Annotated in this window: 15 protein-coding genes; 4 read left to right on the top strand and 11 right to left on the bottom strand. The window is 58.6% G+C overall.

What is annotated here, in order from left to right; all coding sequences use genetic code 11:
• Window positions 1–178 precede the first annotated feature (178 nt).
• Both ACR0B7_RS03655 and ACR0B7_RS03660 read left to right on the top strand, forming a co-directional pair.
• Entirely contained in the window at window positions 179–718 is a 540-nt protein-coding gene (locus ACR0B7_RS03655) for an adenine phosphoribosyltransferase (protein WP_170386381.1), read from the top strand.
• 170 nt (window positions 719–888) lie between these two features.
• Window positions 889–1,368, top strand: coding sequence for a fasciclin domain-containing protein (locus ACR0B7_RS03660; protein WP_170386378.1), 480 nt, complete (start codon window positions 889–891; stop codon window positions 1,366–1,368).
• Between the two features lie 38 nt (window positions 1,369–1,406).
• Here the strand turns inward: ACR0B7_RS03660 and ACR0B7_RS03665 are convergent, their stop codons facing one another.
• The 11 genes from ACR0B7_RS03665 to coxB all read right to left on the bottom strand — a co-directional run bounded on the left by ACR0B7_RS03665 (window position 1,407) and on the right by coxB (window position 11,355).
• The gene (locus ACR0B7_RS03665) at window positions 1,407–2,822 is read right to left on the bottom strand and encodes an FAD-binding oxidoreductase (protein ID WP_170576692.1); all 1,416 of its coding nucleotides are present in this window, start codon (window positions 2,820–2,822) and stop codon (window positions 1,407–1,409) included.
• A 38-nt stretch (window positions 2,823–2,860) separates the two neighbouring features.
• Complete coding sequence (locus ACR0B7_RS03670) at window positions 2,861–3,679, bottom strand: MBL fold metallo-hydrolase (RefSeq protein ID WP_170576704.1); 819 nt, start codon at window positions 3,677–3,679, stop codon at window positions 2,861–2,863.
• Between the two features lie 101 nt (window positions 3,680–3,780).
• On the bottom strand, window positions 3,781–4,365 hold the full coding sequence (locus ACR0B7_RS03675) for a GNAT family N-acetyltransferase (protein ID WP_170484573.1): 585 nt from the start codon (window positions 4,363–4,365) through the stop codon (window positions 3,781–3,783).
• Window positions 4,365–5,627, bottom strand: coding sequence for a M16 family metallopeptidase (locus ACR0B7_RS03680; RefSeq protein WP_170386368.1), 1,263 nt, complete (start codon window positions 5,625–5,627; stop codon window positions 4,365–4,367). The genes ACR0B7_RS03675 and ACR0B7_RS03680 overlap by 1 nt, the downstream gene beginning before the upstream one ends.
• The gene (thrC, locus tag ACR0B7_RS03685; RefSeq protein WP_170484571.1) at window positions 5,624–7,012 is read right to left on the bottom strand and encodes a threonine synthase; all 1,389 of its coding nucleotides are present in this window, start codon (window positions 7,010–7,012) and stop codon (window positions 5,624–5,626) included. Before thrC ends, ACR0B7_RS03680 begins: the two co-directional genes overlap by 4 nt.
• On the bottom strand, window positions 7,009–7,686 hold the full coding sequence (locus tag ACR0B7_RS03690; RefSeq protein ID WP_170484569.1) for an SURF1 family protein: 678 nt from the start codon (window positions 7,684–7,686) through the stop codon (window positions 7,009–7,011). The genes thrC and ACR0B7_RS03690 overlap by 4 nt, the downstream gene beginning before the upstream one ends.
• Window positions 7,687–7,842: 156 nt before the next feature.
• Complete coding sequence (locus ACR0B7_RS03695) at window positions 7,843–8,658, bottom strand: cytochrome c oxidase subunit 3 (RefSeq protein ID WP_170484566.1); 816 nt, start codon at window positions 8,656–8,658, stop codon at window positions 7,843–7,845.
• 22 nt (window positions 8,659–8,680) lie between these two features.
• On the bottom strand, window positions 8,681–9,256 hold the full coding sequence (locus ACR0B7_RS03700; RefSeq protein ID WP_170386356.1) for a cytochrome c oxidase assembly protein: 576 nt from the start codon (window positions 9,254–9,256) through the stop codon (window positions 8,681–8,683).
• Complete coding sequence (locus tag ACR0B7_RS03705) at window positions 9,256–9,417, bottom strand: hypothetical protein (protein WP_162896804.1); 162 nt, start codon at window positions 9,415–9,417, stop codon at window positions 9,256–9,258. The genes ACR0B7_RS03700 and ACR0B7_RS03705 overlap by 1 nt, the downstream gene beginning before the upstream one ends.
• Entirely contained in the window at window positions 9,414–10,370 is a 957-nt protein-coding gene (gene cyoE / locus ACR0B7_RS03710; RefSeq protein ID WP_170484564.1) for a heme o synthase, read from the bottom strand. The genes ACR0B7_RS03705 and cyoE overlap by 4 nt, the downstream gene beginning before the upstream one ends.
• Before the next feature lie 73 nt (window positions 10,371–10,443).
• On the bottom strand, window positions 10,444–11,355 hold the full coding sequence (gene coxB, locus ACR0B7_RS03715) for a cytochrome c oxidase subunit II (RefSeq protein ID WP_170386350.1): 912 nt from the start codon (window positions 11,353–11,355) through the stop codon (window positions 10,444–10,446).
• A 175-nt stretch (window positions 11,356–11,530) separates the two neighbouring features.
• Between coxB and tldD the strand changes: the two genes are divergently transcribed.
• Window positions 11,531–12,952 carry a metalloprotease TldD gene (gene tldD, locus ACR0B7_RS03720; RefSeq protein ID WP_170484562.1) on the top strand — a complete coding sequence of 474 codons (1,422 nt, stop codon included), beginning with the start codon at window positions 11,531–11,533 and terminating at the stop codon, window positions 12,950–12,952.
• A gap of 229 nt (window positions 12,953–13,181) precedes the next feature.
• Window positions 13,182–14,315 carry a DNA-processing protein DprA gene (gene dprA, locus ACR0B7_RS03725; protein WP_170576693.1) on the top strand — a complete coding sequence of 378 codons (1,134 nt, stop codon included), beginning with the start codon at window positions 13,182–13,184 and terminating at the stop codon, window positions 14,313–14,315.
• The last annotated feature ends 151 nt before the right edge of the window (window positions 14,316–14,466 follow it).

A 14,466-nucleotide genomic window follows, 5' to 3' on the forward strand; every position in this document is an offset into this window, starting at 1 on the left:
ATCAGCGTAATTGGCGGAAGCCTCATCTTTCTTGGCTACCTGCGGCGCTGTATCGCTATTATGGCCTGCCAAACGCCGTTTCAAAACGCCGGTAGAAAAGCATCGGCAATCTTTCCTTGCATGACTGACCCTGATGGGCCAAACAGCCCAGCGTGTTTTCACGCCAAAGGGGTTGATCATGTCCAGAAACAAGTCGGTCAAGGACTACATCCGAACCATTGTTGATTTCCCACACGAAGGGATCATGTTCCGGGATGTCACGACCCTTTTCGCAGACCCGCGCGGCTTTCGCATGGCGATCGACCAGATGTTGCACCCTTATGCAGGCGAACGGATCGACAAGGTCGTGGGACTTGAGGCGCGCGGTTTTATTCTTGGCGGAGCAATTGCACACCAGCTCAGCGTCGGCTTTGTTCCGATCCGTAAAAAAGGCAAGTTGCCCGGAACCACCATCAGTCAGGACTACAAGCTGGAATATGGCGAGGCGATTGTTGAAATTCACGACGATGCCATCCAGCCCGGCGAGAAAATTCTGGTCGTCGACGACCTACTGGCCACTGGCGGCACCGCAGCAGCCGGAATTAAGTTGATCGAACGGCTGGGCGGCGAGATCATTTCCTGCTCATTCATCATCGACCTGCCCGAGCTGGGAGGGCGCAAGGTGCTGGAAGACATGGACATGGATGTGCACGTCTTGTGTGAATTTGAAGGTTTGTAACAGCCTATCTTTCACAAAAACGTGAGTGGAATTCCCGAAACACACTGGCTTAGCGCATTCCAAAGACCATTCAACGCGAAAAAACCGACAATTGCGGTGATCTCGTTGAGCAGAAATGCCGTACCCCTTTTTGATGCCGATGAGGGCATTCCAACAAGGGAACTCTTGAAATGCTTCGCAAACTTGCAATTGCCGGTGTAGCCGGCGCTCTGGTCGCTTCAGCATCTTTCGCGGGCGGCAACAAGGACATCGTGGATACCGCCGTTGGCGCAGGCAGCTTTGAAACGCTCGTCGCTGCGGTTCAGGCCGCCGAACTGGTCGATACCCTGAAGGGCGAAGGCCCGTTCACCGTTTTTGCCCCAACGGATGAAGCGTTCGCAGCCTTGCCCGAGGGAACCGTTGAAACTCTGCTGAAGCCCGAAAACAAAGACCAGCTTATCGCAGTGCTGACCTACCATGTTGTGCCGGGCAAAGTGATGTCTGGTGACTTGTCAGACGATATGACAGCCGCGACAGTTCAGGGCGGAGAGGTCACAATCGATCTGGACAACGGCGTGATGGTAAATGACGCGTCTGTCGTTCAGGCGGACATTGAAACCTCGAATGGCGTGATCCACGTGATCGACAAGGTGATCCTGCCCGCTTCGTAAAATCTGATGGGCGGCCCGCGTATCCTCTCGGGCCGCTCCTAGCCTCTTAGTACAGCACCGGGGTTCATGATCCCCTTGGGGTCAAGAGCCGCCTTGATCGAGCGCATCGCGTCAAGTTTGACCGGATCGCCGTATCGCTCCAGATCGCCCGCCTTTAGACGCCCGACTCCGTGCTCAGCGCTGACAGAGCCACCGAATTCGTGCACAAGATCATGGACAGCGCGCTTGATATCACTCCGCACCGCGTCGGACTCAGATCGGCTCCGCCCGGATGGAGGGAATACGTTGTAGTGCAAGTTTCCGTCGCCCAGATGCCCAAAGCAGTTGATCCGAAACGAACCAAGCGCCTGAACAACGCGAGCCCCCTGCCGAACAAACTCTGGGATCTCGGAAATCGGGACAGAAATGTCATGGCTGGACACTGACCCAACCAACCTGTTCGCCTCGGGGATATGTTCCCGAACGGCCCATAATTCCTGGCGTTGAGCCTCGTTCTGTGCGATGACAGCGTCCGCAACCAGGTTCCGTTCTTCCGCCGTCTGAAAAAGCTGTTCCAGCGCAGCCGCTGACGACTGTCCAGCCGACAAACCGACCTCAACCAACACAGACCACTCCGGTTGCTCGGAAAATGGCTGTCGGACGCTGGGCAGAACTTCCGAAAGGAATTGCAAACCCTGCCGATGGATCAGCTCAAACGCGCTTACACTATCGCCGATCTGATCCCGCGCAATCGTCAGCAGCTCGATCGCTGCTTCGGGCGAATTCACCTGCATCAAAGCAGTGCCAACATCGGCCGGTTGCGCGTACAGCTTGAGCGAAGCCGCAGTAATGATCCCCAACGTCCCCTCGGACCCGATCAGCAAGTTCCGCAAGTCATAGCCCGTGTTATCTTTCCTCAACCGACTGAGGCCGCGCCAGATTTCCCCGCTGGGCAATACCGCTTCCAGCCCCAGACACAGATCCCGCGCATTGCCATAGCGCAGCACATTCACGCCACCCGCATTGGTGGCAAGGTTACCGCCAATCCTGCAAGATCCCTGCGCAGCCAAGGACAAAGGGAACAGGCGGTCGACTTTTTCCGCTGCCGTCTGGACGTCGGACAACACAGCACCAGCCTCAGCGATCAGGACGTTTTCTTCGGGGTAAACCGCGCGGATGGCCGACATACGCTCCAACGAAATCAGCAAAGGCGCGGGGCCGTCTGGCATCACCTGACCACCAACCAGCCCGGTCCCACCTCCATAAGGGACAACAGGCACACATGCTTCCGAGGCCAACCGCACCAGCTTTGAAACGTCTTCAACAGACTTGGGCAGAGCCAGCAATCCGACCTGACCGTCATATCGCCCACGGGGTTCCTCGACATACCGCTCGGACACAGGACGCAAAATATCGCCGCCCAAAGCAGCACGAACAGATCGTTCAAAGATGTCGTCGGCCGGGTTCAGTCTCATACGCTTTCATTGCCCAAGGCATGCCCCAGCCACAAGCCCTATTCCAGATCGATCAGGTATTGCGGCTCAAGAACAACAACCGTGGGCCGATCAGGAAGCGTACGCAACGACACAGTGATATCCGACACCCCATCCCGCCGCACGGGGAAGTCATCGCGAATATCCAAAAGAAACCGATCCAGTGAAAAACTGGAAAACCAATGCATCGGAATGATGACCGAGCTTTTCAGCCTTTTTAACACCTGGATCATCTCTGGCAGTGGCATAGTTGTGCCTCCGTCCACCGCGGCCATGACCACGTCAAGTCGCCCCAGCGCGGCGAACTGTTCGTCCGAAGGGACATGGTGCAAATGACCAAGGTGGCCAACGCACAACCCTTCCACCTCGAATACGAAAATCGAGTTGCCGCGTTCTTCAACCCCGCTATAGGCCGAGCGTATATCCGTCGAGACATTCCGCACCAGCATCTCGCCCAAGTCGAGATAATGTTCGATCCCCTGCCCGAACTCGCCCCAGCCCGGCAGAACATGTGGAATAGCCGGGTCGGGATGGGCCGTCCAATGCGTGCTATGCGCATGGTTCATGGTCACAACATCAGGAATAAGAGCGGCGCCGCCAATGAAACCGGTAAAGTCCGTGACGGCATTCAGCCCACCCTGTGTCTGGATAAGAAACGAAGCATGGGCGATATAGCTGATCCGAATGGAAAAATCCGGTACGGGCTCCTGCCAGGACGCCCTGTGCAGATACGCGATGCCGGGCGCGGCATCGGCAATAGCGATGCAATGGCTCGGCCGCCGCTCCTGCGCCGCCACCCCGCCTGAAATCACCATTAATACCGCAACAATCCAGCGCATGCCCTGATAGTAGCGCAAGCGCGCACCAAGTCATGCCCCTTGTTCATCTGGCTAAAAATATCCCGGGGGAGCCGCGGCCCGCCGCGGCGGGGGCAGAGCCCCTACCCCGCCTCAGTCTTTCCCCTGCGGTCCGATCTCAGGCTTGCGTACAGCACATGCGTCCGCCACCGTCCGTTGATCTGAAGGTAGGACTGCGCCACCCCCTCGTACTTGAACCCAGAGCTTTCCAACAACCCGCGAGAGGGCTTGTTCTCGGGAAGGCATGCAGCCTCGATCCGGCTCAGGTCCAGCCGGGTGAAAGCGTGGTGCACAACGGCTCCGATCGCTTCGCGCATATAACCGTTTCGGGCAAAAGCCTCACCTGTCCAATACCCCAGCGTTCCAGCCTGCGCCGGGCCGCGCCGAACATTATCCAGTGTGATCGCGCCGACCAGCACATCATCCGACCGGCGAAACAGAAACAACGGAATCGCGGTTCCACTGGCAACGGATCGCTGTGCCCAATAAACGCGGTTGGTAAATGACTTGCGGCTCAGGTGATCCTTGGCCCAGACCGGCTCCCACGGGGTAAGATACCCTTTGGACGCACGCCGCAGCGCGGCCCAGTCATTAAAGTCGGAATGGGTGGGCGGGCGCAGGCTTAGGCGCTCGGTCTCGAGTTTCAGCTTGCGTCGGCCCAACAGCATCACGCCGCACGCCTCTCCTGCAATTCTGCCAGCGTCGGCGCGCCTGACACCGGGCCATACAAGGCCAGCGCCGCCGGAGCGTTAATCGCAAGGCGTTCGGCAAAGGCACGCACGTCGCCCGTACTGACAGCGTCGATTTTGGCGATTGTTTCTTCCAGCGGCGGCACGTCGCCCCAAATTTGAACCAGCCGCGCCAATCGCTCGGCCCGGTTCGACGGGCTTTCCAGCCCCATCAACATCCCGGCCTTCATTTGGGCGCGGGCTCGGGCGACTTCCTCCGGGTTCATGTCATCGGCGGCCCGCTTCATCTCGTCGATGGTGATGGTCGCCAGCTCACCAACCTGATCCGCCGACGTTCCGGCATAAATCGTCGTGGTGCCAGTATCGGCATAGGCTCCGGTCTGCGCGAAAATCGTGTAGCACAGGCCGCGTGTCTCTCGGACTTCCTGAAACAGGCGCGAGGACATGCCACCACCCAGCGCAGTCGAATAAATCTGAGCCGTATAAATCGCATCATCCCGGTAACCGGGGCTTTCAAAGGCCAGCGCGAAATGGGCTTGCTCCAGATCCTTTTGCTGCCGGGCTTCCCCACCGGTGAACCGGGCGGCTTCGGGGATCAGCCCCTTGCGCGGTTGTAGATGGCCAAACATCTCTTGGGCCATTTTCATCAGCGCGTCGTGATCCACGGCACCAGCGGCCGACAGGATCATCTGCTCGGGGCCATAATGCTCGGATACGAAACCGGACAGATCCTCACGCGAAAACGCGCTGACCCGCTCGGACGGTCCCAGAATGGTGCGGCCCAAGGGTTGGTCGTGATAGCTCTGCTCTTGCAGCCAATCAAAGATCACATCGTCGGGCGTGTCATAGGCCTGACCGATTTCCTGCAGGATCACGCCGCGCTCAACCTCGATCTCGCGCGGATCAAAAACGGGGTTCAGAACAATGTCGCCGATCACGTCCATCGCCAGCGCCACGTCATCTTTCAAAACGCGCGCGTAATAGGCCGTCACCTCCCGCGAGGTATAGGCGTTGATATAGCCGCCCACATCCTCGATCGCTTCGGCGATTTGCAACGCAGACCGGCGCTCGGTTCCCTTGAACGCCATATGCTCAAGGAAATGCGCGATGCCGTTTTGTTCGATCCGCTCATGCCGCCCACCGGCGGTCACCCAGATGCCGATGGCCGCAGATTGCAGCCCCGGCATATGTTCACTGACGATCCGAAATCCGTTCTTCAGCTGGTCTTGTCTGACAGTCACTCGGCGATATGCCCTTTGATATGATCCTCGAGGGCACCCAGATCATTGGCAATCCGCGTCACCCGCTCCGGACGTTCATACAGATCAGACATGCGGGATGGAAGGGGCGGATGTTCCCCGCTTGCTTTCTCGACCGCCGCCGGGAATTTCGCTGGGTGCGCGGTGGCCAGAGTGATCATTGGTACATCCGCCGCGCGATGATCCTCACCGACCTTGATCCCGATGGCCGAGTGCGGGCAGACCAGTTCGGCACTATGGGCCAGCGTGTGCTTGATCGTCGCCAGCGTTTCATCCTCGGATACGCGACCCGAGTCAAAACTCTCACGCAGCGCTTCCATGGCGCCCTGGCTTACGTTGAACCCGCCGCTTTTCAGTTCATCCATCAACTGCGCGACCGCGCTGCCATCCTCGTCATAGGCATAATACAGCGCCCGCTCAAAGTTCGAGCTGACCTGAATATCCATCGACGGGCTGATCGAGGGGATGGTGTCGCCCTTGAAATATCCCTCACCCGAGAGGCAGCGGTGCAGGATATCGTTCTGGTTGGTTGCCACCACCAGACGGTCGATGGGCAGCCCCATACGCTTGGCCAGATAGCCTGCGAAGATATCGCCAAAGTTTCCGGTCGGCACGGTAAAGCTGACCTTGCGATGCGGTGCGCCAACACTGACAGCCGCCGAGAAATAATACACGATCTGCGCCAGCACCCGCGCAAAGTTGATCGAGTTCACCCCGGCCAGCTTCACCCCGTCGCGGAATTCGAAATCGTTGAACATATCCTTCAACGCGGCCTGACAATCGTCGAAGTCGCCATCCACTGCCAGCGCGTGCACATTGCTGTCCGCAGGAGTTGTCATCTGACGGCGCTGCACTTCGGAGACACGGCCGTGGGGGAACAGGATGAACACATCCACCGCGTCCAACCCCCGGAACGCCTCAATCGCGGCCGAGCCGGTATCTCCACTGGTCGCACCCACGATGGTCACACGGTCATTGCGCCGTTTCAGCGCCACCTGGAACAGTTGGCCGATCAACTGCATGGCAAAGTCCTTAAAAGCCAGCGTCGGCCCGTGGAACAGCTCCAGCAGGAAGTGGTTTTCGTTCAACTGCTTCAGCGGCGCGCGGGCGTCGTGGCCGAAGCCTTCGTAGGCGCGCCCGATGATGTCCTTGAACTCACCCTCTGTGAACGAGCCGCTGACATAGGGCCACATCACGCGGAACGCGATCTCTTCATAGGGCAACCCCGCCAATGCCGCGATTTCATCATGGCTCATCACCGGGATCTCGGCTGGCAGGTACAGGCCACCGTCGCGGGCCAGACCGGTCAGCATCGCCTCTTCAAAGGTCAGTTCGGGCGCTTGGCCACGGGTCGAGATGTATTTCATTGTTCTTCACTCTCAGAAGGGGCGCGATTGCGCCACAGGAAATAACCGGTCATCGCGGCCCAGACCAGAGCCAGACCAAACCATGTGATTGCATATTGCAGGTGATCGTTGGGGATGCCTGCGGTATCCACCGGCAATGGCGTAATCCCCGGATCGGTTTCGGATCGCGCGATCAGCAGGATCGGCTCAGCCCCAAGAGCTGCCGCCAGATTGGGCACGTCGCGTGCGAACCAGATATTGGCATCGATGTCAGGTTCGGGCGTATAGCTGTCAATCTCATCCGGCCAGTGCAGATTGCCGGTAACGGTCATTGGCCCATTCAAACGTTCAGTTTGCTTTGCGGTTGTTGGAACGAATCCACGGTCCACCAGAATGGTCCTGTCCTCGGTGCTGAAGGACTGGATAATCCGATACCCCGCTCCGACCTGCTTGACCGAGACCAGAATGTGGATCTCCCCCGGCTCCATATCGCCCGAGATCGTAACGGGCAGGTATTTGTCCTGTTCCGCAGAAACGGTCGCGGGCAGATCAACTGGATCAGCGGCAATGCGTGCGTCGATCTCGGCCAGAACATCCTTTTTCCACGCCAACCGCTGTACCTGCCAGACACCCAGCGAGATCAGTACGCCCAAACCGGCGACACCAAAAATCAGCAGGAACAAAATGCGGCGCATGGCGGGGTCGAGACCTTCTTTCAGAAACCGGCGTCTTGTTAAGGGCGGAGCGGCCAGAATTGCAACCACGCAATTGTATGGGGCGCAATCTTGCGCCCAAATAGAGAAAAAGCCGCCCCAAAGGGCGGCTTTTGCAATTGGATCACCCGACCGACGTCACATCAGCGGGGCCTGTCCCCAGATGTAGACGGCGAAGAACAGGAACAGCCAGACAACGTCAACGAAGTGCCAGTACCAGGCGGCAGCCTCGAAGCCCACATGCTTCTCGGGGGTGAAATCTCCGCGTAGGGCACGGATCAGACAAACCGTCAGGAAGATCGTCCCGATGATCACGTGCGCGCCATGGAAACCGGTTGCCATGAAGAAGTTCGAGTAGAACTGATCACCGCCAAATTCCCAGCCCTCATGGGCCAGCAGCTCGTAATATTCAAACGCCTGCAGGAAGGTAAACGCGATACCCAGTACAATGCCGATCGCCAAGCCATTGATCAAAGCCTTGCGGTCATTGTCATGCACCAGCGCGTGGTGCGCCCAAGTAATCGCGCAACCCGACAGCAGCAGGACCAGAGTGTTGATCAGCGGCAGGTGGAACGGGTCAACTGCGTGGATATCCGGCTGGATGTATTCGGTACCGGCATAGTCGTACATCGGGTACATGCGATGTTTGAAGAACGACCAGAACCACGCGAAGAAGAACATCACCTCGGACATCACGAACAGGATAAAGCCATAGCGCAGGCCGATGCGGACAACCGGCGTGTGATCACCAGAGCGGCTTTCGGCCACAACTTCGGACCACCACGCGAACATGGTGTAAAGAACGGCCACCAGACCAGCCCAGAACAGGAACGGCGTGATGCCGTGCATCCATAGGACGGCTCCGAACAGCATCACAAAGCCACCGACCGCGCCGATCAGCGGCCAGATCGACGGAGCCAGAATGTGATAATCATGGTTTTTAGCGTGTGCCATCAGCGTCCCTCACCTAAAGGCATTAGTTCGTTGTTGTATCAGCCTGCGTCTCAAGGGCGGCGTAGCCCTCGGGCAGGTCAATTTCGTAGAATGTATACGACAGCGTGATCGTATGCACATATTTGGCTTCGAGATCCTCAACCATTTCCGGATCGACGAAGAAAGTCACCGGCATCTGAACCCGCTCTCCGGGCTCAAGCACTTGTTCTTCAAAGCAGAAACAGGCGATTTTCTGGAAATACCCGCCCGCCGAATAGGGCGCGACATTGTAAGATGCCTGCCCCGCAATCGGACGGTCGGTCGGGTTGTAAGCTTCATAAAAGGCCAGACCGGTTTCGCCGATGCGCACTTCCATCTCGCGCTCGACAGGCTTGAACTCCCAAGCCATATCTTTGGCTTTGGATGCGTCAAAGCGGACAGTGACCGTGCGGTCCAGAATATCCTCGGGCGCGGTCTCGGCCACTCCGGTCGTGCCGCCAAACCCGGTGACACGGCAAAACCAGTCATAAAACGGCACCGCCGCCCACGCGAGGCTGCCCATCAGGATCACCACGCCCACGGTCTGCGCGACAGTCTTCTGAGGACCCGACAACGCCATCAGTTCTGCACCTCTTGCGTTGCCATGTTGAAATCGGTGCCCGAGACCTTGACGATGGTCAGGCCGAAAATGATCACGATGAACGCAGCCAGTGTCAGGCCAACCCCCAGATTGCGGCTGAACCGGCGTTGATGCAGTTCGTGGCTTTTGCGCAGGCTCATGACCAGCCCCCCAAACCATAAGGTTTCAGCAGCGCTTCGACCAGAATCGCGCCGAAATGCAGGAAGAGATACAGCAGAGACAGCTTGAAGAAACTCCGCTCAACCTTGAAGTTGTCAGCTTCCGAGTCATCCTCGGTCCGGCGCGAGATCTGCCACGCGCCACGCAGGAACAGAGCGTTCATCACAACGGCTACAGTCAGATAGATCGGGCCACCTATGCCCGAAAACGCAGTGCCAATGGCCAGGGTCGCAAGCAGCGCGGTGTAGATCAGAATATGCCAACGGGTTGCGCGGCGTCCATGAGTCACGGTCAGCATCGGAACGCCAGCATCGTCATAGTCCGAGCGCATGAACAGCGCCAAGGCCCAGAAGTGCGGGGGCGTCCACATGAAGGTCAGAGCGAACATCAGCCAAGGCTCGATCGACATCGACCCCGTAGCCGCGACCCAGCCGATCACCGGCGGAAATGCCCCTGCTGCGCCACCGATCACGATGTTCTGCGGCGTCGAGCGCTTGAGCCACATCGTATACACGACGACGTAAAAGAAGATGGTAAACGCAAGGAAAGCCCCGGCAAACCAGTTGGTCGCCAGCCCAAGCATGATGACCGACAGCCCCGACAACGCCAGCCCCAGCGACAGTGCCTCGCCTTCCTGCACTTTGCCCGCGGGGATCGGACGGCCCTTGGTGCGTTTCATCACCCGGTCGATATCCGCATCCCACCACATGTTCAGTGCGCCGGAGGCACCGCCACCGATGGCGATAAATAGAATCGCGCAGAAACCAACAAACGGGTGCACCGGAACGGGTGCCGCGAGCAAACCAACCAAAGCAGTAAACACGACCAGAGACATCACGCGCGGCTTCAGCAAGGCGAAATAGTCGCCAAAGCTGGCCTCATCCGCGTGCGCCGAGGCGGTCACTTGGCTGGCATTGATGCTTGCGTCGCTCATGTCTGGTCCTTTTGGGGCAAAAGCTGCGCGATCACCGCGCAGCCCGATTGTTTTAACCTAGGCCGCTTGCGGCTTAGTTCGAGGCAACCTGATACGAAGCAGGCTGGCCCGCATACTCTTCCAGAGCACCTTGCAGCCATTCCTCATAAGCTTCTTCGCTGACCACTTTGACGGTGATCGGCATATAGGCGTGATCCTTGCCGCACAGTTCCGAGCACTGGCCGAAATAGACGCCCTCTTTGTCGGCCTGGAACCAAAGCTCGGCCAGACGACCGGGAACACCGTCCTGCTTCACGCCAAAGGACGGGATGGTCCACGAATGGATCACGTCAGACGCAGTCACCTGCATCACGACGATCTTGCCAACCGGAACAACGACTGCGGTATCCGTGGCCAGCAGCCACTCATCTTCGCCGTAACCTGCGTCAGCGAGCTTGGCGCGCATCGCGTCATCCAGAACGAACGGCGTGACATCGGCGTCAGCCGGGCGCGCACCTTCGTCCAATGTGGCCGGATGGCCCAGCAGATAGCTGTCAAAGGCAAAGTCGTGGTCAACGTATTCGTAGGTCCAGTACCACTGGTTGCCGACGACCTTGATGACCACGTCACCCTCTGGAATTTCCTGCTGCTTGAACAGAACCGGCAGCGAAAAGGCACCGATGAAGACCAGAATCAGGATCGGGCCCAAGGTCCATGCGATCTCAACCGGGGTGTAGTGAGAGAATCGCGCTGGCGTCGGGTTTGCGCGGCCGTTGTAGCGCACGATGCAGTAGATCAGCAGGCCGGCAACAAACAGGCAGATGGCGGTGATGATCACCAAAATCATTCCGTCCAGCCGCTGAATCCCCTCGGCCAGACTTGTGGCTGCGGGTTGGAACCCCATACCGCCATCAACCGGCTTACCAATAATCTCAAGCTCCTGAGCCATGGCGGGCAGGCTGGAGAGGGCTGTCATTAGCCCCGAAAGCATCAAAGCATTCTTCATTTTCTGTCCTGATCGTTTGATCTTTGCGTCCCTGGCGAAAAGGCGTGAATCGGTCACACCTCTCCCGTTGTCTTTGGCAGCGTTAAAAACCATATTCCGGGTGGTAGATAAAGCAAAATGCTTGCGTCAAACAGACGCTATTTTTGATCTGGATCAAACTCGAAAGGTCCCATCCATGCCGAATGACCCATTTCGCCCCTTTGAAAGTGCTCTCCCCCAGGACGAAGCGCTTGCAGTTCTGCAATCCGCCACTGCCGGGGCCGAGGACGGAGAGTTGTTTGTCGAACGCCGAAAGTCCGAGTCCCTGGTCTTTGACGACGGACGTTTGCGCACGGCTTCATACGATGCCTCCGAAGGGTTCGGGCTGCGTGCCGTTCAGGGTGAGGTCGCGGGTTATGCCCACTCGACCGACGTTTCGATAGCCGCACTGAAGCGGGCGGCCGAAACAGCGCGGCTGGCCGTGGGCGACGGCGGAGGCATATTGGCTGAGGCGCCCCGGGCCACCAACACACGCCTTTACACCGACGAGGACCCGATTGAATCGGCCACGTTCCCCGTCAAGATCGAAACCCTGCGCGAGATTGATGCCTTCGCGCGCGATCTGGACCCGCGCGTCGTACAGGTCACCGCCGCCATCGCCGCTGCCGTGCAAGAGGTTGAAATACTGCGACCTGACGGGGTGATGGTGCGCGACGTGCGCCCGATGACCCGCTTGAATATATCGGTCATCGTCGAACAGAACGGCCGCCGGGAGAGCGGCTCGACCGGCGGAGGTGGGCGTGTGGGGCTGGACGGCCTGATTGACTCGGCAGACTGGCAGGACAAGGCGCGCGAGGCGTTGAGAATCGCGTTGGTCAACCTCGAAGCAATCCCTGCTCCGGCTGGTGTAATGGAGGTGGCGCTAGGACCCGGCTGGCCCGGCATCCTGCTGCACGAAGCCATCGGACACGGGTTGGAGGGTGACTTTAATCGCAAGGGAAGCTCGGCCTTTGCCGGACTGATGGGACAGCAAATCGCCTCAAAGGGTGTGACGGTTGTGGATGACGGCACCATACCAGACAGGCGCGGGTCAATATCTGTCGATGACGAAGGTACGCCCAGCGCGCGCACAGTGCTGATCGAGGACGGTATTCTTACCGGGTTCATGCAGGATCGTCAGAACGCGCGGTTGATGGGGGTCGCTCCTACCGGCAACGGACGACGCCAAAGCTATGCCCACAAGCCCATGCCGCGAATGACCAATACCGTCATGCTAGGAGGCGACGCGGACCCCGCGTCTCTGGTGGCGGACATCAAGGACGGCATCTGGGCCGTCGGCTTCGGCGGTGGTCAGGTAGACATTACCAACGGAAAGTTCGTGTTTTCATGCACCGAGGCGTACCGGGTCGAAAACGGGAAAATCGGCGCTCCGGTCAAAGGCGCAACGCTGATCGGCGACGGACCTTCCGCGCTCAGGCGAATCCGGGGGCTTGGCAACGATATGGCCTTGGACCCAGGGATGGGAACTTGTGGCAAGGATGGTCAATGGGTGCCCGTCGGGGTTGGCCAGCCAACCGTTCTGATGGACGGCCTGACCGTTGGCGGCTCGGCCACTTAAAGGGAATCAAACAGGGGTGCAGGGTTAACGCTGCGCTCCTGCCACCTTGATTCATGCGACCCAAGGGACTTGTTCCGCACATCGCTGGTAAGATTTTTACTTATATTTTTCAACGCATTAGATTTCCCTTGTCGCTAATCCAAGAAAATTATCCGGAAAATTTGACCGGATTCAGAAGCTGTCAACCCCTGCAGTCGTAAACCAGTTTTGCAATCAGGCGGAGCAACGGATGACCGAGGAGCAGCTTTCTTCCAATCACCCCACACTCCCACCCACCACGGAAGAGGATCGGTTTTCCTGGCTTCGTCTGTTGCGCTCGCGCAAGGTCGGTCCGGCGACGTTTCGTCGGCTGATGCGGGAACATGGCTCAGCGCAGAACGCGCTGGCCGCGCTGCCTGAAATGGCACGCGCTGCCGGTATAGAAGGGTATGAAATCTGCCCACCCGGTGTGATTGAGGCGGAACTCAAGGCAGCAAAGGCCGCCAACGCGCGGCTATTGTGCCTTGGGGCCGCCGATTTTCCGTCTGCACTGAACGATCTGAACGACGCGCCGCCGATACTTTGGGCGATGGGGGACACGTCTTTGCTGCACCGGCCGTCTATCACCATGGTTGGGGCGCGGAACTGTTCCTCGCTGGGTGCACGGATGGCGCGCGGTTTGGCTGCTGATCTGGGCCAGCAGGGATACACCATAGTGTCGGGGCTGGCGCGGGGAATCGACACCTCCGCCCATATCGCTGCGCTGGAAACTGGAACGATCGCGGTCTTGGCGGGGGGCGTTGACGTTATCTACCCAGCAGAAAACACCGATCTGGCCAAGAGTATTGAAAAGTCCGGCCTTCGCATTTCGGAACAGCCTATGGGGGTAACCCCGCAGGCCCGCCATTTTCCGCGGCGCAACAGAATCATCTCTGGGCTGGCGCAAGCCGTCGTAGTGGTCGAGGCCGCCGCCAAGTCCGGCAGCCTGATAACCGCTCGCGACGCTCTGGATCAAGGCCGAGAGGTGTTGGCGGTGCCCGGTCATCCTTTCGACGCTCGCACTGCTGGTTGTAATCTGCTGATCCGTGACGGCGCAACTCTGGTCCGGTCTGCCGAGGACGTGATCGAGGCGCTGCCGCAGCGCGATGAAGTCACGGTACACAACTCAGCCCCGTCGACCGCCGCAACCGAGAAACGCGCCATTCCTGTCGATGCTTTGCATCAACAGATTCTATCCCGTCTCGGACCTTCCCCGATTGCCGAAGATCAGTTGATTTGGGATATCGCGGCCACGGCAGAACAGATTGGACCGGCATTGCTGGATCTGGAACTGGACGGGCGCGTTCAACGGCAACCTGGCGGATTGCTGTCTTTGACCGCCTGAGGTGATCTGTCCAAGAGACTACGCAGGTTTCGCGGACGCATCTCTCTGAAATCACCCGCAAATTCACATGGCAAAAGGAACGCATTGACAATTCGCTCTTGCCCCACACATTTTGCCCATCATAGAAGGCGCCAATTCCGTCGAGCGAGGT

The sequence above is a fragment of the Ruegeria sp. BB6 genome (assembly GCF_056539385.1).

Coding starts and splice junctions, on each gene's coding strand:
- coxB (WP_170386350.1), bottom strand. CDS start 11,355: ATGAAGAATGCTTTGATGCTTTCGGGGCTAATGACAGCCCTCTCCAGC.
- ACR0B7_RS03670 (WP_170576704.1), bottom strand. CDS start 3,679: ATGCGCTGGATTGTTGCGGTATTAATGGTGATTTCAGGCGGGGTGGCG.
- ACR0B7_RS03700 (WP_170386356.1), bottom strand. CDS start 9,256: ATGGCGTTGTCGGGTCCTCAGAAGACTGTCGCGCAGACCGTGGGCGTG.
- ACR0B7_RS03690 (WP_170484569.1), bottom strand. CDS start 7,686: ATGCGCCGCATTTTGTTCCTGCTGATTTTTGGTGTCGCCGGTTTGGGC.
- thrC (WP_170484571.1), bottom strand. CDS start 7,012: ATGAAATACATCTCGACCCGTGGCCAAGCGCCCGAACTGACCTTTGAA.
- cyoE (WP_170484564.1), bottom strand. CDS start 10,370: ATGAGCGACGCAAGCATCAATGCCAGCCAAGTGACCGCCTCGGCGCAC.
- dprA (WP_170576693.1), top strand. CDS start 13,182: ATGACCGAGGAGCAGCTTTCTTCCAATCACCCCACACTCCCACCCACC.
- ACR0B7_RS03655 (WP_170386381.1), top strand. CDS start 179: ATGTCCAGAAACAAGTCGGTCAAGGACTACATCCGAACCATTGTTGAT.
- ACR0B7_RS03705 (WP_162896804.1), bottom strand. CDS start 9,417: ATGAGCCTGCGCAAAAGCCACGAACTGCATCAACGCCGGTTCAGCCGC.
- ACR0B7_RS03675 (WP_170484573.1), bottom strand. CDS start 4,365: ATGCTGTTGGGCCGACGCAAGCTGAAACTCGAGACCGAGCGCCTAAGC.
- ACR0B7_RS03660 (WP_170386378.1), top strand. CDS start 889: ATGCTTCGCAAACTTGCAATTGCCGGTGTAGCCGGCGCTCTGGTCGCT.
- tldD (WP_170484562.1), top strand. CDS start 11,531: ATGCCGAATGACCCATTTCGCCCCTTTGAAAGTGCTCTCCCCCAGGAC.
- ACR0B7_RS03695 (WP_170484566.1), bottom strand. CDS start 8,658: ATGGCACACGCTAAAAACCATGATTATCACATTCTGGCTCCGTCGATC.
- ACR0B7_RS03665 (WP_170576692.1), bottom strand. CDS start 2,822: ATGAGACTGAACCCGGCCGACGACATCTTTGAACGATCTGTTCGTGCT.